The sequence below is a fragment of the Gallibacterium salpingitidis genome, assembly GCF_001678495.1.
Lineage (GTDB): Bacteria > Pseudomonadota > Gammaproteobacteria > Enterobacterales > Pasteurellaceae > Gallibacterium > Gallibacterium salpingitidis.
In genome coordinates this window covers 1-25,351 of sequence record NZ_JTJL01000049.1, presented here as the reverse complement: position 1 = coordinate 25,351, position 25,351 = coordinate 1, and the positions used below count along the sequence as shown (strand labels likewise).

The window sequence follows — 25,351 nt, the reverse complement described above, 5'->3', positions numbered from 1 at the left end:
GGGCAAGAGTAAGAGGGAACCCAAAGTTCTTTTATTAAGATTAGTTATAAAATTTAGAAAAAGTATGGACGATTTATAAGAAATATAAATTTCTAAAATAGTTATTTAAACACCAACAATTGAATAATCTGCTATCTTCTGCATATTATGCTGCAAAAAGGCGCTTGCTGTATCAGCTAAGGTTTTACCATCTGGCAGCACTAATTGCGGAGCGATATCTAATAACGGAATTAACACAAATTCACGATTTTTCATTTCACGATGTGGCACACTTAAACGCTCGTTCTCAATGATCTCTTGGTTAAATAACAGAATATCTAAATCTAAGGTACGCTCACCCCAACGGCGTAAGCGCACTCTACCTTGTTGCTGTTCGATTGATTGCAATAAATCCAATAACGCTAATGGCGATAATGAAGTATGCAGTTGTGCCACTGCATTAACAAAGTCAGGCTGATCTTGCGGCCCTAACGGTTTGCTACCATAAAATGGACTAACAGCAATCAATTCAATTTCTGACTGTTGGTGTAACGTATCTAGGGCGGTAATTAATTGTTGTAATGGCTGATTTAAATTACTGCCCAAAGCAATATAAACATTATTCATCTTTATAATGGCGAACTCTGGTTAGAACGTTTCTTTCTTTTATTATTTGGACGATAACGGCGACGCGGTTTACGTTTTTGTGAGTTACCGTTGTCCATATGTAGTTTCTGCTGTACCTGAATTAATTGATGGCGTTGTGAAGCATTACTTTGTTGATACTCATACCACCACGCTGCCAGCTCAATCGTTTCACCATGTTCAATTTCGGCACGCATTGCCAGAAGATCATAAGCAGCACGAAACTTTTCGTGCTCTAGCGTTAGTTGCGGACGTTTACCGGTACGTTTAGTAAAGAGCAACTGTAATGACCAAATATCACGAATTGTTGCGGTATGACGACGTAAAATCGCCACTCGCTGACAAATAGCGTGCAACAAATCATTACTCGCTAAAGAGTAGGCATCAAAATTATTCAATCCGCCCTCATTTTTCAGAATCTCAATGCGTTCACGCAACGGATACCAGAAAAATGCCGCAAATAAGAAAGCAGGATTAATTCTTAAATGATCTGCAATGCGCTCATCAGTAGAACGTAAAGCGGTAACTAACATTTTTTCTGTAAATGAATCACCTTTTTCGGTAAAAAATGGCGTTAATACAGGGAATAATTGTTGGAATAATTGGTACTTATATAATAGATGATACGTTTTCTCACCTTGCCCTGTTTGCAATAGTTTTAAACTCTCATCAAACAAACGTGCGGCAGGAATATTTTGTAATAATGGTGCTAATTCATAAATAGGTTGTTCACAACGCTTATCGAGGAACATTTCTAATTTCGCCATAAAACGAATTGCACGCAGCATTCTTACTGGATCTTCTTGATAGCGTTGTACCGGATCACCGATTAACACTAAACGCCCGGCGCGTAAATCCTTAATACCGTTAAAGAAATCATAAAGCTGATCTTTTTGTGGATTATAGTAAAAAGCATTAACGGTAAAATCGCGGCGCGCAGCATCATCTTCTAAAGAGCCATATACGTTATCACGCAATAACATTCCTTCGGCGCTTTGCTTAGCGAATTTATCATTATTAACTTCATCGTGAGCTGCACGAAAGGTCGCAACTTCAATAATCTCTTTACCAAATAGAATATGAGCTAAACGGAAACGACGTCCGACCAAACGACATTGACGTTGGAAAATTTTTTGAATCTGTTCAGGTCTGGCATTAGTCGCAATATCAAAATCTTTTGGTGTTTTAGCTAATAAAATATCGCGTAAACAACCACCTACAACATAGGCTTCAAAACCATTTTTTTGCAATTTTTCGACAACTTGCAAGGCTTGGCGGCTGATAAGATGAGGATAAATACCGTAATCTGAAGCTTTTAGGATATATGAAGATTTGGCAGGTTTAGTTGTTCTGCGAGCAGATGATTTTTTCGGTGCTGATGTAATTTTTTGACTAGCGGTGGTTATCGTTGATTCACTAGTAGGTTGAATAGTTTCCTCTTTCTGGCCTTTTTTATGAAAGAGTTTCCGAATGTAATTAAAAATAGCTCACCTCGAAATATTTTTTCAGTAAAAACATAGAATTATTAAAAAATAATAACCTCTCCTTAAACGATTAAGGAGAGGAATACGATTTAGTTAGACAACGCTTATCCTAAGAAAATAGGGCGATTAACCGCCAATTTGTTTCTCACGAATTTCTGCTAAAGTTTTACAATCGATACAAAGATCAGCGGTTGGTCTTGCTTCTAAACGTTTAATACCGATTTCCACACCGCAAGATTCACAGTAACCAAAATCTTCAGATTCGATTTTCTTAATGGTACGTTCAATTTTCTTTAACAGTTTACGTTCACGATCACGATTACGTAATTCTAAGCTAAACTCTTCTTCTTGGGTCGCACGATCAGATGGATCTGGGAAATTTGATGCTTCATCACGCATATGCGCAACGGTACGATCGGCCTCACCAACGATTTGAGCGTGCCATGCAGTTAAAATCTTTTTAAAATGAAGCAATTGAGCTTCATTCATATATTCTTCACCTTTCTTCTCTTGATAAGGCTCAACGCCGGCAAGAGCTAAAATACTAAGTGATGATTTTGGCGTGTTTGCTGTCATATTCATCTCTCCTAGACACCAAAATTGATAATACAAGCAACTGCCGGAACTCCATTATGAGCAAGAGTAATGCATCAATATTTAGGAGGTTTTTTATACAAATTTCCGCCAATTTTTTTACTGCTTGATGGGGCTTCCAAAAAAGCCGCATATAAATAGCAAAAGTTACTCTTTTTAGCAAATGAAATTTGTGAGTTCGTCGATTATTTAGTCAGAAATCATTGGGTAAAAATGCTTTTTTTGTAAATTTTCGAGTGAGTTCACATTTTTATTGTCTGCTTTTTGCTCGGTTGCTGGTTGTTAATTAAGGTACGGCAGAATAAATAAACCAAGATAAATGAACTGATTTTAGAAGCTATGGAGCGAAGCTGTTTGCTGTGTTTTATTACCAGCTTAATCATCTTATATCTACCGTTTTCGTGGCTGGTGTCTGTTTGGTTATTGGTTGCATTTTATGTACTGTTATTGATCGGTGTAGTTGCTATTGTTTGGCGTAAGTTCCTATCTATTGGCAAAACAATGCTTGTGATAGCTCTAACTGGTTTGTGGTGTATTGCAACAACGACAACTTTGATTAAACAAAATCAGATGCTGCATACTTTGGTAGGCAGTAGTCAATCAGCCAAGATTCAAATTGAAAAAGTATTGCATCAAGGCGAATATCAAACTGCAATCGCTTTATTGCAGTTTGCACCAACGCAGCCGAATTACCGCGTTTATATCACTTGGCAAGCGGACGCAACATTGCAAGCCGGGCAAGTATGGCAAGGGGAAATTACGATCAAACCAATCGCTGCCCGTTTGAATGAGGGCGGTTTTCAACGCCAAAAATGGTTATATGCCAATCGCATTGTTGGCAATGCAAATGTGAAACAAGCCAAATTGATTGCTGATAAGCCACAATTGCGTGGATATTTATTGCGATTTGCTGAACAGAAATTACAAGGGCAATCCAGTGTTGGTTTGTTATTAGCATTAGGTTTTGGTGAAAAGGCTTATTTAAGTCATTCGTTACTACAACTGTTCCAACAAACAGGAACTGCACATTTAATTGCCATTTCTGGTCTGCATATCGGCTTAATGATGCTATTGGGGTTATTGCTAGGACGAAGCCTGCAATATCTATTGCCAACGCATTGGATTACCCCGACATTTCCTCTAATTTGTGGTGGTATATTGGCATTAAGTTATAGCTATTTGGCTGATTTCTCCGTACCGACCATACGTGCTATTACAGCGCTGGCGTTATTATTGTTACTGCGATTTTGTCGCTGTTATCTTAATTGGTGGCAACTTTATCTCCGTACTATCACTATTTTAATTGTATGTGATCCATTAATGCTGTTAAGTGACAGCTTTTGGTTATCGGCAACAGCGGTATTCAGTTTGCTGGTTTGGCATACACTGTTGCCATTATCTGCTTGGCAATGGCGTGGTAAACCGTTATCTCAGCTTGGTAAAGGGCGTTATTATTTGCTGACACTGCTGCACTTACAAATAGGGTTAACATTCCTTTTTACACCAATAGTCCTATTATTTTTTGATGGCTTTAACCTGCAAAGTTTATTGATTAATTTATGGATTGTACCGCTGTTTAGTTTTTTGCTCATTCCCTGCATTCTGTTTTCTATTTTTACCTTCGATCTGCTGCATAGTTGGCAATGGTGTGCCTATTTGGCGGAAAACAGTATTAAGTGGCTCAGTTATTTTCAAGATTCGTGGCGTGATGTTACTATAAGAGAAGGGCAGTGGCTCACTATTCTTGGTTTACTTTTTGGTCTGCTTTTGAGTTGTTATGCACTTTATCTACAACGCCAATTACCAACCAATAACCACAATCAACTAGTAGCGCAATTGCAGGTAAAAAAATTGACTTTTCACGCCGATTTATTAGCGTCACCAAAGATTTTACAGCGAGCGATTATCGGTTTTGCAATTGTACTAATGTGGCAGATAGCGTTATTAAGTTATGGCTATTATCAGCAATGGCGCACGCTTTGGACGCTCGAAATGCTAGATGTAGGGCAAGGGTTAGCCATTTTATTGCGACAGAATGATCAAGGCGTTTTATATGATAGTGGTGCGGCTTGGTCAGGCGGCAGTATGGCGGAATTAGAAATCTTGCCCTATTTACGACGGCAAGGTGTGCGTTTGGAAAGCTTGATTCTTAGCCATAATGATAATGATCATAGTGGTGGTGCGGAAACCTTGCTGCGAGCCTATCCCAATGCGCAATTATTCACCTCTTCACAAGTGATGTATGCTGAAAAAGCACCTTTAGCTTGTGTGCAAGGAAAAACGTGGCAGTGGCAGCGTTTACGTTTTACGGTGTTAGCACCGACGGCGATCGTCCCGATAGCGCGCAATCAGCACTCTTGTGTGTTATTAATTGATGATGGTAATTATCGGGTGTTGTTAACTGGGGATTTAGATCGCAGTAATGAATTGCGTTATTTAGCAAATTTTCCTACGGTCGATATCTTACAAGTTGCGCATCATGGCAGTAAAAGTTCCAGCAGTGAAACTTTTCTCAGCAAAGTACAAGCAAAAGTTGCCTTAATTTCATCAGGTCTGGCTAATCGCTGGCATTTCCCGCACCAAGAAGTATTACGCCGTCTAGCGGCGCAACAGATGCAAATTGCCAATACCGGTTGGGACGGGCAGATCATCATTCGTTTTATGCGTGATGGTACATACCAAATAGAGAAACAACGAACGGCATTAACCATATGGTTTAACCAGTTGCAAAATGGGGGCTTGTTGGAGAAATAGCAGAATAAAGGTAGAATAGCGCCTTAATTCCATTTTTAAAGTAAAAAATTCTTTGTATGAATGAGAAAGACTATTCCACAAAAGAAACATTTAAACGTTTATGGCCAATGATTTGGCAATATAAATTCGGTATTTTAGTCGCAATTGTTGCACTAGTATTTAATGCACTTACTGAAGCAGGATTAATCTATTTATTAAAACCATTATTAGATGAAGGTTTTGGTAAGGCGGATCTCTCTTTCTTAAAATGGCTGCCATTAATTGTGATTGTGTTAATCATCTTGCGTGGTTTAACCAGTTTTGTTTCCGATTATAGTTTGTCGTGGGTGTCTGGTAATGTCGTAATGGCGATGCGCAGAATGTTATTCAAACATTTAATGTATATGCCGGTCAGTTTTTTCGATCACCAAGCAGCGGGTAAATTGCTTTCTCGTATTACTTATGATTCTGAACAAGTGGCTAATTCGTCATCAAGTGCATTAATTACTATTGTTAAAGAAACGGCAACAGTGATCTCATTATTATCATTAATGATCTATACCAGCTGGCAGTTATCGCTGGTGTTATTTATTGTTGGCCCTATTATCGCCGGCTTAATTAGCGTGGTATCGAAGCATTTCCGTCGTCTAAGTAAAAATATGCAGAATTCAATGGGAGAATTGACTGCAAGCGCTGAACAGATGTTGAAAGGGCATCGCGTAGTGTTATCGTTTGGCGGACAAAAAGTAGAAGAAGAGCGCTTTGATCTAGTGAGTGATGATATGCGCCGTAAAAGTTTAAAAATGATGGCGGTGAGTGCCATTTCCGACCCAATTGTGCAAATTATTGCTTCTTTTGCGTTAGCGGTCGTGTTGTATTTAGCCACCGTACCAACAATGATGGGTGGTCAGCTAACCGCTGGTGATTTTACTTTAGTATTTTCTTCAATGTTTGCGTTATTACGTCCGCTAAAATCATTAACTAATGTGAATGCGCAATTCCAACGTGGAATGGCAGCTTGCCAGACCCTATTTGCAATTTTAGATTTAAAAACGGAAGAAGATAATGGCCGTTATGTGACAGAACAAGTGAAAGGGGAAGTGCGTTTTAATGATGTTAGTTTCTATTATGAAGGTAAAGATGAACCGGCTTTATCGCATATTACTTTCGCTATTCCTGCAGGAAAAACTGTTGCTTTAGTGGGGCGTTCAGGTTCCGGAAAATCGACCATTGCGAACTTAATTACCCGTTTTTATGATATTCAACAAGGCGAAATCTATTTAGATGACCATAATATTAAAGACTACACGCTAGCGAATTTACGCCAGCATTGTGCGGTAGTTTCACAGCAAGTACATCTATTTAATGATACAGTCGCTAATAATATTGCTTATGCTGCAACTGACAAATACAGCCGCGAAGAGATTATTGCGGCGGCAAAAGCGGCTCATGCAATGGAATTTATCGAAAAGATGGAGAATGGTTTAGATACGATGATCGGCGAAAACGGCGTATCTTTATCAGGCGGTCAGCGTCAGCGTTTAGCGATTGCGCGTGCATTATTGCGTAATGCGTCAGTGTTAATTTTAGATGAAGCAACTTCGGCGCTGGATACAGAATCAGAACGTGCAATTCAACGTGCATTAGAAGAGTTGCAGCAACAAAAAACTTTATTAGTCATTGCACACCGTTTATCAACGATTGAACGTGCAGATGAAATTCTTGTGATTGATCAAGGGCAAATTGTAGAACGCGGCACACATCAACAGCTATTGCAATATGGACAGGTGTATGCACAGCTGCACAAGATGCAATTTGATGGCTAAACAAGAGGTAATATGAAATTTTGGTATCAACAATCGTGGTTACAGTGGTTATTATTGCCATTCGCTTGGCTTTTTCAATTGATTACCTATTTACGCAGAAAAGCGTATCAAACTGGTATTTTTGCTAGTTGGCGTGCGCCTTGTCCAGTTGTGGTGGTGGGTAATCTTTCTGTTGGCGGCAATGGTAAAACACCATTAGTAGTCTGTTTGGTTGAACAATTACAAGCGCGCGGTATTAAAGTCGGCGTGATTTCGCGTGGTTATGGCGGTGAAAATACTGATTATCCGTTTTTAGTCTGCGCCACTTCCGATCCTAAGAAAACTGGCGATGAACCAGTATTAATTGCGAAACGGACAGCCGCTCCAGTGGCAATTTCCCCCAATCGACAAGAGAGTATCGAGTTACTCTATAAAGCTTATCATCCACAAGTGATTATTAGCGATGATGGCTTACAGCACTATAAATTACAGCGTGATGTGGAATTGGTGGTTGTTGACGGTGAACGCCGTTTCGGTAACGGTTTATTATTGCCGGCAGGCCCATTACGCGAGCGTCCGCAACAGCGTTTGCCGACAGTAGATGCGGTGATTTGTAATGGCGGCATTGCACACGAAGGCGAAATTGCAATGACGTTAGCGCCTGATGTAGCGATTAATTTAGTGACTGGCGAGCAACGCCCATTAAATCAATTTTCTACCGTAAATGCTGTCGCCGGTATTGGACATCCGCCGCGTTTTTTTGCCACTTTACAACAGCAAGGTTTAACCTTACTTACACAACACGCTTTTGCAGATCATTATGCTTTCCAAGCAGATGATTTTGCCAAGATTGATAATGCAGAGATACCGTTATTAATGACCGAAAAAGATGCAGTGAAATGTACTGAATTTGCCAAGGATAATTGGTGGTATGTTCCGGTATCAGCGCAAATAGCACCTACACAATTAGCAGTTTTAATTGACAAGATTATGTCTAAGGTAACCCAATGAAACAACAAGTGATTTCAATGTTGGCGTGTCCGCATTGCCATCAAGCCTTAACGTTTGATGCCGCACAGCAACGCTTTATTTGTCAAAACGAACAACTAGCCTATCCTATCGTTAATGGTATTCCGGCATTACTCCCTGAAAATGCAGTATCTTTAGCGACAACACCAACTACCAATGCCGCCGCAGAATAATTAAGGAGAATAAGATGAGTTTCAGCGTCATTATTCCAGCTCGTTATGCCTCTAGCCGTTTGCCGGGTAAACCATTAGCAGATATTGCAGGTAAACCAATGATTCAACACGTTTGGGAAAAGGCACAATTATCCGGCGCTAAACGCGTTATTGTCGCTACCGATCATCCGCAAATTGTTGAAGCGGTAAAAGCGTTTGGCGGTGAAGTTTGTTTAACGGCGGAACATCACTCTTCGGGAACAGAGCGTTTAGCAGAAGTAGTAACTCAGCTGGCATTACCGGATGATGAAGTGATCGTCAATATTCAAGGTGATGAACCCTTGATTCCGCCAGTGATTGTGGAGCAAGTAGCGAATAATTTACAAAAATATCAAGTGAATATGGCGACGTTGTCAGTGCGTATTGATGAGCCTGAAGAGTTATTTAACCCAAATGTGGTGAAAGTCTTAACGGATAAAAATGGCTATGTCTTGTATTTTTCTCGTGCAGTGATTCCTTGGCATCGTGATCAATTTGCCACTGTTTATCAACAGCCACAACAAATAGCACAATATCAAATTGCAGCACAAAACTATCAGCGCCATATTGGTATTTACGCTTATAAAGCTGGATTTATCCGTCAATATGTTGCGTGGGCGCCAACAACATTGGAAAAATGTGAATCATTAGAACAGCTGCGCGTATTGTGGAATGGTGAGCGTATCCATTGTGAAACCGCGCTTGAAGTGCCGGCTGTGGGCGTGGATACTCCAGAAGATTTAAGCAAAGTTCGTCAATTATTATCAGCAAAATAAGCAATGTTTGATGCGAAAAAGTTTTTAGCCGATGCGCCCGAACAAGCGGGCGTTTATCGTATGTATGATCGTAATGATACGGTAATTTATGTAGGTAAGGCGAAGAATCTAAAAAAACGCTTATCCAGTTATTTTCGTAAGCACGTCAATAGCAAAAAGACAGAATCTCTTGTTGCCGCTATCGATCATATTGATACCACCATTACCCATTCTGAAACTGAAGCTTTATTGCTAGAACATAATTTTATTAAGCAATATCAGCCGCGCTATAACGTATTATTGCGTGATGATAAATCTTATCCTTATATTCTATTAACAAATGAACGCCATCCGCGAATTACCTCTTATCGAGGGGCGAAAAAAATTGCCGGTGAATATTTTGGCCCTTATCCGCACGCATCAGCAGTACGCGAAAGCCTCTCTTTAATGCAAAAACTATTTCCAATTCGCCAATGTGAAAATAGCGTTTATAACAACCGTTCCCGCCCTTGTTTGCAATATCAAATTAAACGTTGTTTAGCGCCTTGTGTGGCGGGTTATGTTACTGATGAAGAGTACCAACAACAAGTCGATCTGGCACGATTGTTTTTACAAGGCAAGGATCAGCAGGTAGTGACCTATTTGATCAACAAAATGGAACAAGCTAGCCAAGCATTAGATTTTGAAGCGGCTGCCCGTTATCGAGATCAAATTCAGGCGGTGCGTTCAGTAATGGAAAAACAATTCGTCAGCAATGATCGCTTAGATGATATTGATATTATTGCCATTGCTTATAAATCCGGATTAGCTTGTGTACAGGTATTATTTATTCGTCATGGCAAAATTCTAGGAAATCGCAGTTATTTTCCAAAGATTCCTGCTGATACTGGTTTAGCGGAAGTGATTGAAACCTTTTTAGGACAATTCTATTTACAAGCACATCAAGGGCGCAGTATTCCAGATAGTATTGTGCTGGATCATACGTTAGCAGATAAAGAGATGCTGGCGGCATTATTAAGCGAGCAGGCAGGGCGTCAAATCCAAATTCAAGATAAGGTCAAAGGCGATAAGCAGCGTTATTTACAATTAGCACGCACTAATGCCAAAGTAGCGTTAAGTACACAATTGCAGCAACAAAGCCGTATTGAAGAACGTTATCAAGCGTTGCAAACCTTGTTAAATATGGGGCCAATTCAGCGTATGGAATGTTTCGATATTAGCCATACGATGGGCGAAAATACTATTGCCTCTTGTGTAGTCTTTAATCACGAAGGGCCATTAAAAGCAGATTACCGTCGTTTCAATATTGAAGGTACCAATGGTGATGATTATGCAGCAATGGAACAAGCATTGAAAAAACGTTACGACAAAGATCTTAGTGCCGATAAGATTCCGGATATTATTTTTATTGATGGTGGTAAAGGGCAGCTTAATCGCGCGTTAGCGGTATTTGCACAATTAAATGTTAGCTGGGATAAACGCAAACCGTTATTGATTGGTGTTGCTAAAGGTGTTGATCGTAAAGCGGGTTTGGAAACTTTATTGATTGGTGATGCTGAACATGAAATTCATCTAGCGCCGGATAGTTTAGCGTTGCATTTAATCCAACATATTCGTGATGAATCGCATAATCACGCGATTACCGGGCATCGTAAAAAACGACAAAAAGCGTTTATTCAAAGTGGTTTAGAAAGCATTGCTGGCGTAGGTGCAAAACGCCGACAAGCGTTATTAAAATATTTAGGTGGTTTACAAGGGGTGAAAGCGGCAACAGTAGAGGAGATTGCTTCGGTGCCGGGAATTTCGCGTACGTTAGCAGAAACCATTTTTGAAACTTTAAAACATTGATTTTCGTTATAGGCAAAGCTGACAAATATGTTTTACAATAGCTGCAACGAGTGTTAAGTGATCTGGTGATCAAAATGAAATTAAATATTCCAACCTTTTTGACTTTTTTCCGCGTAGTATTAATTCCATTCTTTATTATTCTATTTTATCTACCTTTTAGCTGGGCACCTTTATGGACGGCGATTATCTTTACTGTCGCAGCGATTACCGACTGGTTAGATGGTTATTTAGCGAGAAGGTGGAAACAAACCACCCGTTTTGGCGCTTTTCTTGATCCTGTTGCCGATAAAGTAATGGTCGCAGCAGCGTTAGTATTGGTAGTGCAACATTACCACGTTTTCTGGATTACCATTCCGGCGATTGTGATGATTTCTCGTGAAATTATTATCTCAGCATTGCGTGAATGGATGGCGGAATTAGGCGACAGAAATAAAGTTGCTGTTTCCTGGTTGGGTAAAGTGAAAACAACTTCACAAATGATTGCTTTGATCGGGTTGTTGTGGCGTTATAATCCAACGATGGAGATTATCGCGATTATTGCACTCTATATTGCTGTTATTTTGACAGTATGGTCAATGTGGCAATATCTAACTCTAGCGAAAGAGAGTTTATTAAAAGAAGATTAATCCTACCTTATTTGTCGGAGCTATCTTAGATAGCTCCTTTCTTTACCAACGACAAAATCCTTATCCAATAATAAGCAAACTATTCTGCGTTATATTTTTTGATGGATAGAACCCCATTTCAATGTAAGAAACCCTCTTTATTTCCTTAAAGAGAGGAATCATTTATCGCCTAGATTGTGTCAGATTTTTCATTAATACCTTGTTATAACATTTCTTTTACAAACTTGATCTATGTCAAAAATAAATAAAATGACTCTGTAAAGCCAGTATGACAGAGAAGGTCATATCTCAAAATCCAGATAGAATTTATCTTCATGTAAATTTCGACATAAAAATAAACAAAATAAGCCTCAAATTTCACCAAATAAAAAGTTGGACGAAAAATTAAAGCAACGAGTTGATAAACAGGTTTAATGGATCTAACTAATTATTTTATAAAGAAAAATTTATAATGGTTTCGATATGTAAATTGTAAACAAAAGATAGATTTATTTTATTCGCTTTCTTATTCTTTTTTGTTAATAATAACAAACAAAACTATCAAAATTTTAAGTATTTCTTGCAAAAATTTTTTATGGAAACGAGATAATAAATTCAAAGAAACAGCGAAAATATGAGAAAAATATAAACAAAAAAAGTGTATAACTATTCATCATTATAGTTGTTTAATATAAATTCTCAATGAGAATTTTTTATAAAAATTGTTGTATATCATATAGATAGTTTGTTAATAATTGAATATAAATAGTAAAGTATGAAATCATTTTTGTTTGATAACCGTTTTTTAACATATTGATACATGATGGTAACAAGAAAACGTTTGCGTTATTTATATTTAGCATATGGAAAATATTATTTTGTAATGAGATATTTTTTGTTTGTTTACATAGATTTATAAAATTGCTAGAATGATAGAGCTAATTATTGTTGGATGATTTGTTTTTTAGCAGGTTTTCTTGCCTTTGAATTGACACTTCAAATTGACAAAAGAAATTTTTTAGATTTTACAAATACATAGACTAAGAGAGTTTACATGAACCATATATTTAGAGTAATTTTTGATAGAACCAGAGGCATTTTTGTTGCAGTATCGGAATTAACGAAAAGTCATGGTAAAGCGAAATCAGAAAAACAAGAAAATGTTGATTTAGCAAGCGGTATCCTAGGGGGGGAATTCTGACTCTTCTTTAATTTCACATCTTCAATCTACCTCTTTTTCTTCATCTCAAAATAAACAGATTAAATTTTTCAAATTATCGCCATTGGCTGTAGCTTGGTTGATTGTGGCAGGGACTATCGCTCCTTGGGCAGATGCTGCAGTGAGTGTAGATTTAGGTGGTTATAAAATTTATGGAAATACTGGCAGCGATGGCGGTTGGGAGTGTACAGGAACAAATACGGTAAACCTTACTATCCGAACAAAAGAATCTGATAATAGCACCGACGGTGATGATGCTATATGTAACAACGTATCGGGAGCTGTTGCCGTAGGTGTTGAAGCTTACGCGGCTAACCTCGCCACCGTAGTAGGTTCTTGGGCTGCTGCTTCTGCCGAGGGTGCTGTTGCTATAGGTAATGGGGCTAAATCACGCTCAGCCAATTCTGTGGTTATTGGTCGTAATGCTTCGGCTGACTCAAATGCACTACAGGCCGTCGTAATTGGTCTAGACGCCAGTGCTGCCGGTGACGGGGGTCTTGCTAACGAAGAAAACGGTATGATTGCTATTGGTAAAGGGGCTAGGGCACGAGGAAACCAAGCTACCGTTGTTGGTAGTACAGCTGCTGCTCGCCGTCAAGCAACTGCTGTTGGTAATGATGTATTCGCTTTAGGTGGTAGCTCAATTGCTATTGGTAACGATGATATCGTAAGCAAAACTTATCAAGATAAATTGCCAACCGATACTATTCAGACAATTTACGCCAAATTGTGGGCTAGCGAAGGTACTGGGGATATGAATGCCCCATTAATTTCATATGGTGATGCCCAAACGAGTGGGAGTTTTTACTATAAGTATATATCAGAACAAAAGAAAGATGGCACAGTCAGTGATAAGCGTATGTTCTCTCCTACCTTTGCTGCAGGTTTGGGGTCTATTGCGATTGGTTCTCGTACAGTTGCTGGTGGTGAATTATCAACTTCCGTGGGTTCTCTCTCTTTCGCTTTGGCTGACCGTTCTACTGCGGTAGGTCTTCGAGCTTTTGTTGCTGGTCCCGGCACAATTAATGGAGCAAAATTTGATGGAGCCGTGGGAGCAACAGCGATTGGTGAAAACTCTCGCGTATTTGCTGCTAACTCTGTAGCGATTGGTAATAACGCCGAAGCTTCTCATACCGGTGCTTACGCTTATGGTTATAATGCTAAAGCGGTAGGCATGGGTTCTATTGCTCTTGGTTATAGTACAGTAGCTGGTGCAAGAATCAATCAGACTCAATATCAAAACCTACTTAACACAACAAGTTATTTGCACGGTTTAGAGATTATTAAAGCAGATGGAACAACTAACGCTAGTAATGTGACCACATTTAATAGTGGTGTTAATGCTCTCATTAATGGAGGAACGATAAATAGAGTCACTGTCGCAGGTATCCAAGCAGGTTTTACCGATAATGTTCTTTTTGAACAAAAAGGTACGGATGGTAAAGAGATTAGAGATGGCAACGAATATCTTGAAGTAGGTGGTAAGAAAATTTATAACCTCCAACTTGGTGATGGGGATGGTATAGAAGTAAACGGCAACGACTACTCAGCCAACAACGGTATCGCCATTGGCCGTTATTCTTTCTCTCTTCGTGAAAATAGTATTACCATGGGTTATGGTACCATTTCTGATGCTAAATCTGGTATTGCTCTTGGTTCTTATGCACAGATATCTAGTGGCGCTATCAACTCAGCTGCTCTCGGTGTCAATGCTTATGTTACAGGCGCTAATGCATTAGCTTTAGGCTATTCCTCAAAAGCACTTGGTGCCAGTTCTTCCGCTATTGGTGTAGGTTCAAAAGCATCAGGAATAAACTCTATTGCCTTTGGTCTAGCAGCACAAGCTACTGGTTCTGGCAGTATGGCATTTGGTAATTTAGCTCAATCCTCTCTTGAAAACTCTATGGCATTGGGTTATCAATCAAGAACAGACTACACTACCGTTGATGCAGGTGATAAGCCAACAGGCGCTACATGGGATGCTTTAACTTACGAGGAGCGTAATAAATATTTAAGCGACTTTAATAAATACGCTTGGATGCCTGATGGTAAAGATTCTATTTATTATATTTCTAATACAAAAGCAGGTATTATTTCTGTCGGTCAAAAGCTCAATGAACGTCGTATTACCAACCTAGCACCGGGTGCCCTAGGTACTGATGCAGTCAATGTAGATCAGTTAAAGTCTGTGTACTATCAATTACAAGCAGACTTAAACAAGTCTAATCAACAAAACTCATTGCACTATCTTTCTGTAAGTGACAAAGGTCAGAATGCAAACCTTGAAACCCAAATGAATCTTGTTGAAAACTATCAAGATTATGTCACTAAAAAGTCTATGTATTTGTCTTATGTGGCACGTAAAAAACTCAATAATGAGAACTTTTCTCAATCTGCCATGGATGAAATGAAGGCAGATATTATAAAGATGGAAACAGATAACCCTACATTCAAAAACACTGCCACAGGGTTAGCTGCTTTCAATCTAGATGGTTCTAGTTTTAGTAGCAGTGATTCTATCAGTACTGTATTAAATAACCTAACTAATGCTAAAGATGGAGATTTAGGTAGAACCCCTCCAGGAACAGCTGACATTGAAGCAGAAAGACAAGCTTCCAACTATGACAATAACAAGGCGATTGCCGAGGATAGTATTGCTATCGGTTATCGTGCGAGTACTGGTAACAGTGCTACAGGTGGTATCACTGTGGGTACCAAAGCAGCTGTGACTGGGGCTGGTGGTGTAGCGCTTGGTCAAGAGGCTAATAGTGCAGCTCAAAATGCCATCGCTGTAGGTAATAAAGCCAATGCAACAGGCGCATATAGTATTGCTATCGGCACAGAGCATCTGAATCTTAAGACAAGAACTGAGGGATGGGGTGCAATTGCCATCGGTACAAAAATGTACGCTAAAGGGGGTAACTCTATCGCTCTAGGTGTTAACTCTAAAGCATTAGCAAGTAAGTCTATTGTTATTGGTTCTGATAATAATAAAGATGTAACTGATGACACTACTACTGCTGAATTCTCCGTAGTTATCGGTAATAATCTTACAGTGACAGGTAATCAATCTATTGCTATTGGTTATAAACACACCGTCGCTGGCAATAACTCAGGGGCATTTGGTGACCCTGATACCGTGAACTACGATAATTCTTACGTTATCGGTAACAATTCAACGATTGGAGCAAGCACGACAACAGGGACCGAAACAGGTTCGTTTGTCATGGGTAACAATGCTAACGTCACAGCGGACAATGTTTTTGTACTTGGTAATAACATAACCTCTGCCAACCTAGCTAACTCTGTTTACCTAGGTTCGGGTAGTGCACAAGTAGGTGCGACCAATAGCCGCGCTTTAGGTATAGCTTATACGCCTACACTATTTGGTATTACTTATGATGGAGGCACTGATGCAGGACACGCAACGACGTTTGCAGGTAATAATCCAACTAGCATCGTGACGATTGGTAATGACTCAACTTCTCGTCTACTTCAAGGGGTAGCGGCAGGTACTATTTCCGCAACCTCTACCGATGCTATTAACGGTTCGCAAATTTACCCTCTTTACTCAGCTTTCAACACAGGTCTCTCCCTTAAAGGTAACTTTAACTCAGCAGGAGCGATGACGACCTATCAATCCATGGACATGAAGTTTGATCTTGTGTCTGGTGATAGTGCTAAATGGTGGAGTAATGGCACTGGTAGTACACGTTACCTAGGCAATAACCTCTCTACTTATATTGATGGTACTAACAAGCAAGTACTGATTGGTATGCGCAAAGACCCTACTTTTGAATCGATGATTTTGCGTAATCCAGAGGATACAACTAGTGCCAATGGTATTAAATTTGCTGCTACAGCAAATACAGTTACGTTAAAACAAGTACTTTCTACAGGTGCAGATGTTGCCTCTGGAACTACTAACACTGTTAAACTCACTAACTTAACCAATGCAGCCATCAATGATACCAGCTCTGATGCGGTCACTGGCGCTCAATTAAATGCGATTAAAAATATTATTGGGGGTAATGACTACACTGTTACCAACGGTATTGTGTCAGCACCTGCTGTATCAAACGGAACAGGTGGCGTAGCCAATACAGGTAAATCGACTATTGATGCAGCAATCAAAGCTTCTCAAGAGAAAGTTATTGCGAAAACCAGCCAAAATGAGCTAGTGACAGTAACAGTTGCTAATGAAAAAACTGCTGATGGGGCTAACCAATACGAAGTCGGTCTTAATGTAACAAATCTTGCTAAGGAATTAGCGAAACCTGAGAATGGTGGATTTGCTAATGTGAATTTAAGTAATATTACTGTAGATGGTAAAAAAGCTGTCAGTAGTTTAGTATCTGCTGCCGCAAAAGATAGCTATACCTCGGTCACCACCGCAGATGATGCTAAAGCAGGTACTCGCACATTTACCATCGGTACCAATGTCGCTACCACCATTACCGATGAAGCCACCGCTACTACCACAGGAAATGCGAGCAAAGTCGCTTCTGCTCAAGCGGTATATGGTGCGGTTTCTGGCGCTAAATCTGATGTGAACTTAACTACGGATGATGCCACTATCCTTAGCTTAACAGGTGATAAAACAGCTGGTTTAGGCAGTGATACCTTTACTTTAACCTTTAGCAAAGCGAAGTTGTTAGAGGCATTAAAAGGTAATGGTGCTTTAGATGATACTTTTGTTAAGGTTGATGGCTCGAACTTACCTACCTATAGTTCAGCAGCAAGTGCGGATAATAGTGTATGGAATACATGGCGTACTAAACTGGGCATTGGTGACGGTGTCAATTGGTTTAATGTCAATAACAGCACCGATAAAACAGCATTAAATTATGACAAGACAAATAGCGGAGCCAAAGGTGAGAACAGTGTTGCTATTGGTAAAAATGTCAAAGCCAGTGGTGGTAATACCGTTGCTATCGGTACTGACATTATAGCCACATTTAATGGAGCTGGTGGTGATACTGCTAAGAATGCCAGCGCTGTGTTAATCGGCTATCAAGCAGGTGGTTTTGTAGAGGGTAGTAAATTTGGTATCGGTGATGTCCTTATCGGTTCAGGTACTTTAGGTAGTGCTGAGGATTCTGTCATTACACCATCAGTGGCTATCGGTACTAGAGCTGATGCTTCAGGCGCTGGTGCTACCGCGATAGGTTCTGGTGCTAAGGCACAAGTAGGAAAATCTCTTGCCCTCGGTCAAGGGGCTACCGTAGCGACTGGCAGTCTAGCTGGTAGCATCGCCCTAGGTGTGACTTCTAAAGTGACTGGTACCGTAGTAAATGGTACTACCGCAGCTGACTACTTAATCGCAGGCGCTAAAGATAGTAATGGTACTGCCATTACCACAGTAGCAGGTCAAGATGCTTCTAATGCTATTCTTTCAGTAGGTGGTGGTTCTATTAAATACCGTCAAATACAAAACGTTGCTCCTGGTCAAGTTTCAGCAACTTCTACCGATGCGATTAACGGCTCTCAACTCTATTACACCAACAAAGCGGTAACGACGCTTGCTGAGAAAATCGGTGATGGTCCAATTAATGGGGTTGATGGGGCAATAGGTTCTAAGGGCGATCCAGGTACACCAGGCAAGGATGGTCAACCCGGCGTACCGGGCCAAGCAGGCAAAGACGGTCTTAACGGAGAAAGCCTAGCCAACAAAGTCCAAGGACTTCGTGATGGTATGGCAGGTACCGTGGTATATACCGATGCGGAAACAGGTGAACGTGTTCTTGTAGAAAATGGCGAGTATTACAAAGCCAGTACCGCAGGTGCACTTGTTAAAGCGAATAATGGTCTGTGGTATCTCTCAGATAGAGTCAATTCCGATGGCACGCTCGTCGACCCAGAGGACGATACAGGCCTGACATTGGCTGAGTTAGCCAAAGATAAGGCAGGCAGTAAGTACGATGATAAATCGAAGATTATGCTTTCTGCGGTGAACTCAACCGGTGATACTAATAATACGACAACACCGATTACCCTAGCGCATATTGCCAGTGCATTAGGCTTTAAGTCTGCCGATTATACTGGTGGTTTAGCGGCGGCGGATACGACTTATAACAAAGTCGGCGTATACAATGCAACGACACCGGCTGACTCTACAGGTCTATACGCCCTTAAGGGTGCTGCCTTGGATAAAGCTGTGACGCTTGCTGATTTACAAGCCTTGGGCTTAACAGGTCTAGTGTTTGGTGCGGATAACTCGGTAAATGATGCCACTAAAGCACAACGCGTAGCGTTAGGCGGTACCTTTAATATCCTAGGGGATGGCTCTAGTAAAGAAGCGGATCATGTTGGCGAAAACCAATATATTGATACCAAAGTCACTGCTGAGGGTGTCAGAATCACGCTTAACGAAAATGTGATTAAGAAATTGGATGGGGCGCTTACCCAAGGCAACTTGGACACCAAAGCCGATAGGGATGCGGAAAATATTACACCAGCTGATGCTAAGTTATGGAGCGGTAAACTTGAAGGCATCACTTATACTGGTGATAATAGCTCAACGACGGCTGAGAAGAAATTGGGCACTTCTGTTGCGGTCACAGGTACCGGTGATGCCACAGACAGCACCAGTGCGAATAATATCGTGGTCACCGTTTCTGATGAGAAAGCAGATCCGTCGAAAACTGAAACACCTAATGCCAAATTGCTTATCCAATTGGCTAAACAGCTCACTGGTATCGAATCTATCGCTAGTGGTTCAGAGGATGAAGATGCTAAGCTCACCTTTATCAAAGCAAAAAATGCCAATGATGAGGGCACAGCTTATGACGATACGAAACCTGTCATCCTAGCCAATGATGCGGTTATGACGGGTCTTGCTGACGGTAAGATTGCTGAAGATTCTAAAGACGCGGTGACAGGTGGTCAACTCCATGCCCTTTCTACTACAGTAGATGGTAAGGCCGATAAGACAGACTTGACGGATTTAGGCAATAAGACCATCAAACTCACTGGTGATGATGTAGAAACCAGTGAAGTTGATAATAGCAAAGCTATCTCAAGCAATCCTGTATTTAAAATTACTGGTAATGATGATATTACCACTGCAGCGACTGTCGATGGTATTAGTCTAAGCCTTAATAAAATCACTGATTTAAGCGCTGCAGGTGCATCTACTAGCACCTTGCCTGTGACTTCTAAGGCGGTTTATGATGCGCTTACTGCAGCAAAACCAACGATTAATGGTGACTCCTACATTAACGTCGATAAGACAGCAGGTGAAAATGGTGCGGGTGATACCTTTAACCTCACTTTCAATGAGACTGCGTTTGCGAATAACTATGTCACTAAATCAACCAATATCTACAACAACGGTACTATTAATGCCAACATTGCCAATACGGCAAATGGTGGTGATTACTTTACTATTACTGATGCTGGACATGTTGGATATAAGACAGAGACAGTCTTCATTGATCCGGCCAATGAAGAACTAGGTACACGGACCTCATATGTGGAAGATAGCACCACTTCAACACAACCAGCAACTAAAATAATTCAACTCACTAAGGGCTTTAACCTTAAAGGAGATGGTTATGTTAATGCTTACTGGGATCCAACTAGCCTTACAACACCAGATACGTTGCCTACGTTGATTTTTGAAGCAACTGGCGCTGTCAAAGACTTTATGGAAATTGTGAGAAGTAGCGGTACTGTTCCTTCTGGTCAGTTGAAATATAAGGCTAATGCAAGCTCATCACCTGTGGTTTCAGTTGATGCAGCGAGTGTTGGTCTAGATTTCCGTGGAGAATATAGTCCTACAACAACTAATCGCAATGTCAAAATCTCCATCAGCGATCAACCTAATTTCGCTGGTGTAGTGAATTTCTCTCTAGATTCAGACTTAATTAGCACAACTTCTATTTCTAGTAGGAATACGCGTGATGTCAGTACCGATAACACTGCCAACGCCATTATTAAAAAGCAAGAAGTTAAGCTAGAGTTTAAGAATGGTCAAGCAGGTAGTGACTTAGCTAGTACGAAAGAAGGTACGCTTGTCCTTAACAACCGCATTTTTGACGGTATCAAGGCTGGTAAGATTGCCGATAACTCATTAAATGCCATTAATGGCTCTCAATTAAATGATTTGGCGGTGACTCAGCTTGGTTTGAAGGTTAATGAAGCGGGTACTGGTTTTGCTCCATTATCTTTCAATCAGGTTGGTAATAATGATGCAAGAAACAACGTTAAAGCGGTCATTGATGATTTAATCAATGCGACTAGCGCAGGTATTCAGTTTAATGGCGATACCTCAGTGACAGGCCATGCGACCACATCGGTTGCACTAGGTAGTGCATTAAGCGTTACTCATGCAAAAGCTAATGCACCTATTGTGGAAACTGTCAGTGGCGCAGACAACAATTACCGTGGTGACAACCTCCGCGTGAAATCCGATGCTACAGGTGTCACTCTAGGTCTTAGCGAGAAACCTGTCTTTAGTGAGTTAACTATCGGTGCAGCGACTACGGCGGATAAAGCGAATGGGGTGACACTCACAGCGACACCAGCAGTAGCGGCAGCCGAGCCAAATCCAGCTAAGCCTGCGACACTCACTTTGGCTGGCGCAACACCAACTGACAAAGTAAAACTTGCCGGTTTAGCTGATGGTACAGAGGCTAGTGATGCAGCGACAGTAGGTCAGTTAAATGCCTCTATTCAATCCATCAGCTTCACAGCTACCCAAGGCACTACCGTTGTGTATACCTTGGAAGATGGTACTCGTGTGTACAAAGAGGCTGATGGTTTCTACAAGGCAGCAGATACTAGCAAACCATATAGTGATAGTAATAAAACTAAGTTGACTGAAACTGAGAAAGTCATCCTTTCTTCTGTGGGTAGCGATGGTCAGACTGTGACTCCAATTACCTTGGCCAATATTGCTAGTGCTTTGGGTATTGAAGCCGACAAGTATAAGACAGCGGCATTGACGGCAGAGACGGTGGCTAAGAGTACGTCTAAGGTGTCTGACCTTATTGGTACTACTGATGGTACAGCAGCATCAGGTCTTTATGCGTTGAAAGGCGCTGACCTTAATAAAGCCGTGACCCTTGCTGACCTACAAGCCTTAGGCTTAACTGGTCTAGTATTTGCGGATAACGCAGGTAACACATTGCGCCGTGCATTAGGTACTACCCTCAATATCGTGGGTAAGGTGGATGCTACTACAGGTGCTGCTGTTGATGTATCTGATGATGCAAAAAATTACAGTGGCGATAACTTAGCAACCGTAGTCAATACGGATAACAAACAAATCCGTATTCAAATGTTGAAACTTCCTCACTTTGAAGGCATCGTGCTTAATGGCAAAAACGGTGACGATGGTACAGATGGTAAAGATGGCTTTATCGGTGTGAATGAAAACGGTGAAGTTGTCGTTATCAACGGTGTCAACGGTAAAGATGGTAAGAAAGGTGATAATGGTCTAGATGGTGCTAACGGTTCTAAAGTCCTCACCGAAGATGACATCACTGGTGATACCGCTACTGTGAAGTTATCTTATAAGACAACTGATGGTAAAGGTTTCAAAGCTGACACTACAGATAAGGACGATACCAAAGCCTCTGAAGTTACCCTTAAAACTGGTCTTGACTTCCAAAACGGTACTAACACTACAGCGGAAATCGGTAAAGACGGTATTGTGAAATACAATCTTAACCCTGTATTAAACAATATCACTTCTATCGGTGGTGGTACTACTGGTGGTGCACGTATTACCTTTAATAATGGTGCTGCTGCTGATGATGACAAGACTCCATACGATGATACTAAACCATCTATCAGCATGAACGGTGCGCGTGTTACTGACGTGGCTGCTGGTGTTGATGGTACAGATGCAGTCAATAAAGACCAATTAGACGCTATTGCCGAGAAAATCTTAGGTACGCCAATTGCTGGTAAAAATGGCAAAGACGGTATCAATGGTGTTGATGGCTATGGCTACGATGGTGAGAATGGCGTTGGCGTTCCTGGTGCACAAGGCATCCCTGGCGTACCAGGTCAACAAGGTCTTGTCGGTCCTGCAGGTAAAGATGGCACTGGCGGTACGACCATTATCAACAAGGTACAAGCCTTACGTGATGGTGTCGCAGGGACTGTCGTATATACCGATAAAGATGGCAATCGTGTGTTGGTAGAAAACGGCAAATACTACTCTGCCAATACCGTGACAGGTTACCAAAAAGCGGCGGATGGTTTATGGTACACCGAAGCTGGCTTGGATGAAAATGGTAAACCTAATGGAGAGGAGCAAGGTCTTACTTTAGCTGATTTGGCGAAGAAAAAAGATGCTAACTTTGATCCTACTGATGAAGAAGGTAATGTGGCTAAGTCTGATGTGATGCTTTCTGCAGTGAACCCTGATGGCTCAACAGTAAATAGCCCAACCACTTTAGCCAATATTGCGAGTGCTTTAGGTATTGACCCAACTGGAAATACCGCTGGCGATCCGCATATGCTTAACAGCCAAGCTATCTCTGCAGATGTAGCTAAGAAGTTGATGAATGGCTATACTGATGCGAACAGCAAAAAACAATCTGGTTTACTAGAGCTTAACGGTAATGCTTTAAATAAAGCAACGACCCTAGCAGATCTTCAAGCCGTGGCACAAGCAGGCATTGGCTTCTTGGGCAATCAGGCTGAAGCAGTCGGTCTTATCCATCGTCCATTAGGCTCATTGTTGAAGATCCAAGGTAGTAGCTCAGCAACATGGACGACTGCGAATGCCGCTAATTACTCTGCGGATAACCTTATTACCCACAGAGATAGTACCGATACCAGTATTCTTCGTATTGAAATGAAGAAAACTCCTGGCTTTAACGGTATTGTGTTAAATGGTAAAGACGGTAAACCTGGCGAGAAAGGTGATGATGCCTACATTACTGTCGATAGTGACGGTAATGTTGTGGTTATCAACGGTACTAATGGTACCAATGGTAAAGATGGTAGTGCAGTCACTCCTTCTGATAACAATAAAGTCGTGACTAAAGGCGATTTAACTGGTGATAGTGCAACAGTGAAACTTGCCTATAAAGCGAATGGTGCAGGATATACCTATACTGATGATAAAGGTCAGTCTCAAACTGTAAGTAAACCAGAAGTGTCATTGGATACAGGTCTTGATTTCCGAAATGGTGACAACACCACTGCAACTGTCGATAAAGATGGTAAAGTGACTATTAGTGTGAACAAAGATCTTACTGATATGAACTCTGCAACCTTTACTAAGACAGAAGGTACGGAACCTAATACTAAGACTTCAACTACGAAGATCGATGGCGATGGTATTACTATTACCTCTAAAGAACCAGGTAAGGATGAGGTTACTGTAAAACTTACTAAAGATGGTTTAGATAATGGTGGTAATACAATTAAGAATGTGGCTGGCCCAGAGAATGATACCGATGCAGCCAACAAGAAATATGTTGATGATGCAGTCAAAGGTGTTCAAGGTGATGTTGATGATGTGAAAGAGGATATCACTGACATTAACAAAACAATTGATAAAGGGCTAAATGTTGCAACAGAAACCATAGATAAAGACGGCAAGATCGTTAAATCTACTGAAAAATTGGCATTAGGAGATACTGTTAAAGTTAAGGCTGGTGCTAATGTTCAAGTATCAGAAGTGAAGAAAGATACCGATGGCACATTCAGCTATACCATCAATGTTAACGGTATTCCAATGAGCTATATCAATAGTGATGGTGAAACCTTGGCTAAGATTGGCGATAAGTTCTACGTTGTCAAGGATAACGGTGAAATTGATCAAACTAAGACCAATACAACTATTGCTGGTATGAAAGTAGTCAACCCTACTGAACCGGATAAAGGTTTAACTGTAGATAATGTTGCAGCTGGTAAAGTGGCTGAAGGCAGCAAGCAAGCAGTTAACGGCGGTCAAATTGCAAATATCTTAGGTGTGAAGAGCATTGATGAAAATGGCAAGGTGATTGACAAAGACGGTAAAGAAGGTATCGGCGGTACTGGTAAGAACACTGTAAGCGAAGCTATCCAAGAAGTAGCGAAGAGAGCTAGCGTTGAGGTAGCGAATGATGACGGTAATCTTACTGTAGTCAAAGACACCAGCAATAGTGATAAGACTATCTATAAAGTCAACTTATCAGATAATCTTAAACTTAAACAAATCACTATTGGCGGCAATGTTACTATGAGCAGCAGTACAGATGATGACGGTACTAACGTGTTAAATGTAGGTACAGAGAAAAATCCAACTCGTGTTCGTGGTGTAGCGGATGGTGTTAATGACACAGATGCAGTAAATGTTGGTCAATTAAAACGTGTTGCTGCTAATACAACACAAGAGATCAACAAAGTTAACAAACGAGTTGATAACTTGACTAAGGAATCTCGCGGCGGTATTGCAGGTGCAATGGCAACAGCAGGTTTAGTGCAAACTACTCAACCAGGTCGTGCGACAGTATCTG

12 protein-coding genes are annotated in these 25,351 nt (G+C 40.8%); 9 read left to right on the top strand and 3 right to left on the bottom strand.

All coding sequences use genetic code 11. From position 1 onward, the window contains the following. Window positions 1-105: 105 nt before the first annotated feature. From folK to dksA, 3 genes are all read right to left on the bottom strand, one after another. Entirely contained in the window at window positions 106-606 is a 501-nt protein-coding gene (gene folK / locus QS62_RS09085) for a 2-amino-4-hydroxy-6-hydroxymethyldihydropteridine diphosphokinase (RefSeq protein WP_066109113.1), read from the bottom strand. Window positions 607-608: 2 nt separating this feature from the next. After that, complete coding sequence (gene pcnB / locus QS62_RS09080) at window positions 609-2,054, bottom strand: polynucleotide adenylyltransferase PcnB (protein ID WP_414146321.1); 1,446 nt, start codon at window positions 2,052-2,054, stop codon at window positions 609-611. 180 nt (window positions 2,055-2,234) lie between these two features. Further along, window positions 2,235-2,684, bottom strand: coding sequence for an RNA polymerase-binding protein DksA (gene dksA, locus QS62_RS09075; RefSeq protein ID WP_066109108.1), 450 nt, complete (start codon window positions 2,682-2,684; stop codon window positions 2,235-2,237). 372 nt (window positions 2,685-3,056) lie between these two features. Between dksA and QS62_RS09070 the strand changes: the two genes are divergently transcribed. From QS62_RS09070 to QS62_RS09035, 9 genes are all read left to right on the top strand, one after another. Then, a complete protein-coding gene (locus QS62_RS09070; RefSeq protein WP_231923698.1) occupies window positions 3,057-5,456 on the top strand; it encodes a DNA internalization-related competence protein ComEC/Rec2 in 2,400 nt (799 codons plus the stop codon). A gap of 56 nt (window positions 5,457-5,512) precedes the next feature. Further along, window positions 5,513-7,261, top strand: coding sequence for a lipid A ABC transporter ATP-binding protein/permease MsbA (msbA, locus tag QS62_RS09065; RefSeq protein ID WP_066109103.1), 1,749 nt, complete (start codon window positions 5,513-5,515; stop codon window positions 7,259-7,261). A 12-nt stretch (window positions 7,262-7,273) separates the two neighbouring features. Next, window positions 7,274-8,251: a tetraacyldisaccharide 4'-kinase gene (gene lpxK / locus QS62_RS09060; protein WP_066109100.1), complete on the top strand. Its 978-nt coding sequence runs from the start codon at window positions 7,274-7,276 to the stop codon at window positions 8,249-8,251. Then, window positions 8,248-8,442 (top strand): Trm112 family protein, encoded by a 195-nt coding sequence (locus QS62_RS09055; protein ID WP_066109097.1) that lies wholly within the window; start codon window positions 8,248-8,250, stop codon window positions 8,440-8,442. Before lpxK ends, QS62_RS09055 begins: the two co-directional genes overlap by 4 nt. Before the next feature lie 14 nt (window positions 8,443-8,456). Further along, on the top strand, window positions 8,457-9,236 hold the full coding sequence (gene kdsB, locus QS62_RS09050) for a 3-deoxy-manno-octulosonate cytidylyltransferase (RefSeq protein WP_066109094.1): 780 nt from the start codon (window positions 8,457-8,459) through the stop codon (window positions 9,234-9,236). 3 nt (window positions 9,237-9,239) lie between these two features. Continuing rightward, the gene (gene uvrC / locus QS62_RS09045) at window positions 9,240-11,063 is read left to right on the top strand and encodes an excinuclease ABC subunit UvrC (protein WP_066109091.1); all 1,824 of its coding nucleotides are present in this window, start codon (window positions 9,240-9,242) and stop codon (window positions 11,061-11,063) included. Window positions 11,064-11,137: 74 nt separating this feature from the next. After that, window positions 11,138-11,689: a CDP-diacylglycerol--glycerol-3-phosphate 3-phosphatidyltransferase gene (gene pgsA, locus QS62_RS09040; protein ID WP_066109088.1), complete on the top strand. Its 552-nt coding sequence runs from the start codon at window positions 11,138-11,140 to the stop codon at window positions 11,687-11,689. A 1,033-nt stretch (window positions 11,690-12,722) separates the two neighbouring features. Further along, window positions 12,723-12,869, top strand: coding sequence for an ESPR domain-containing protein (locus QS62_RS11885; RefSeq protein ID WP_082966172.1), 147 nt, complete (start codon window positions 12,723-12,725; stop codon window positions 12,867-12,869). 103 nt (window positions 12,870-12,972) lie between these two features. Continuing rightward, window positions 12,973-25,351: hypothetical protein (locus tag QS62_RS09035; RefSeq protein ID WP_156550113.1), on the top strand; the 12,379-nt coding region annotated here is incomplete at its 3' end.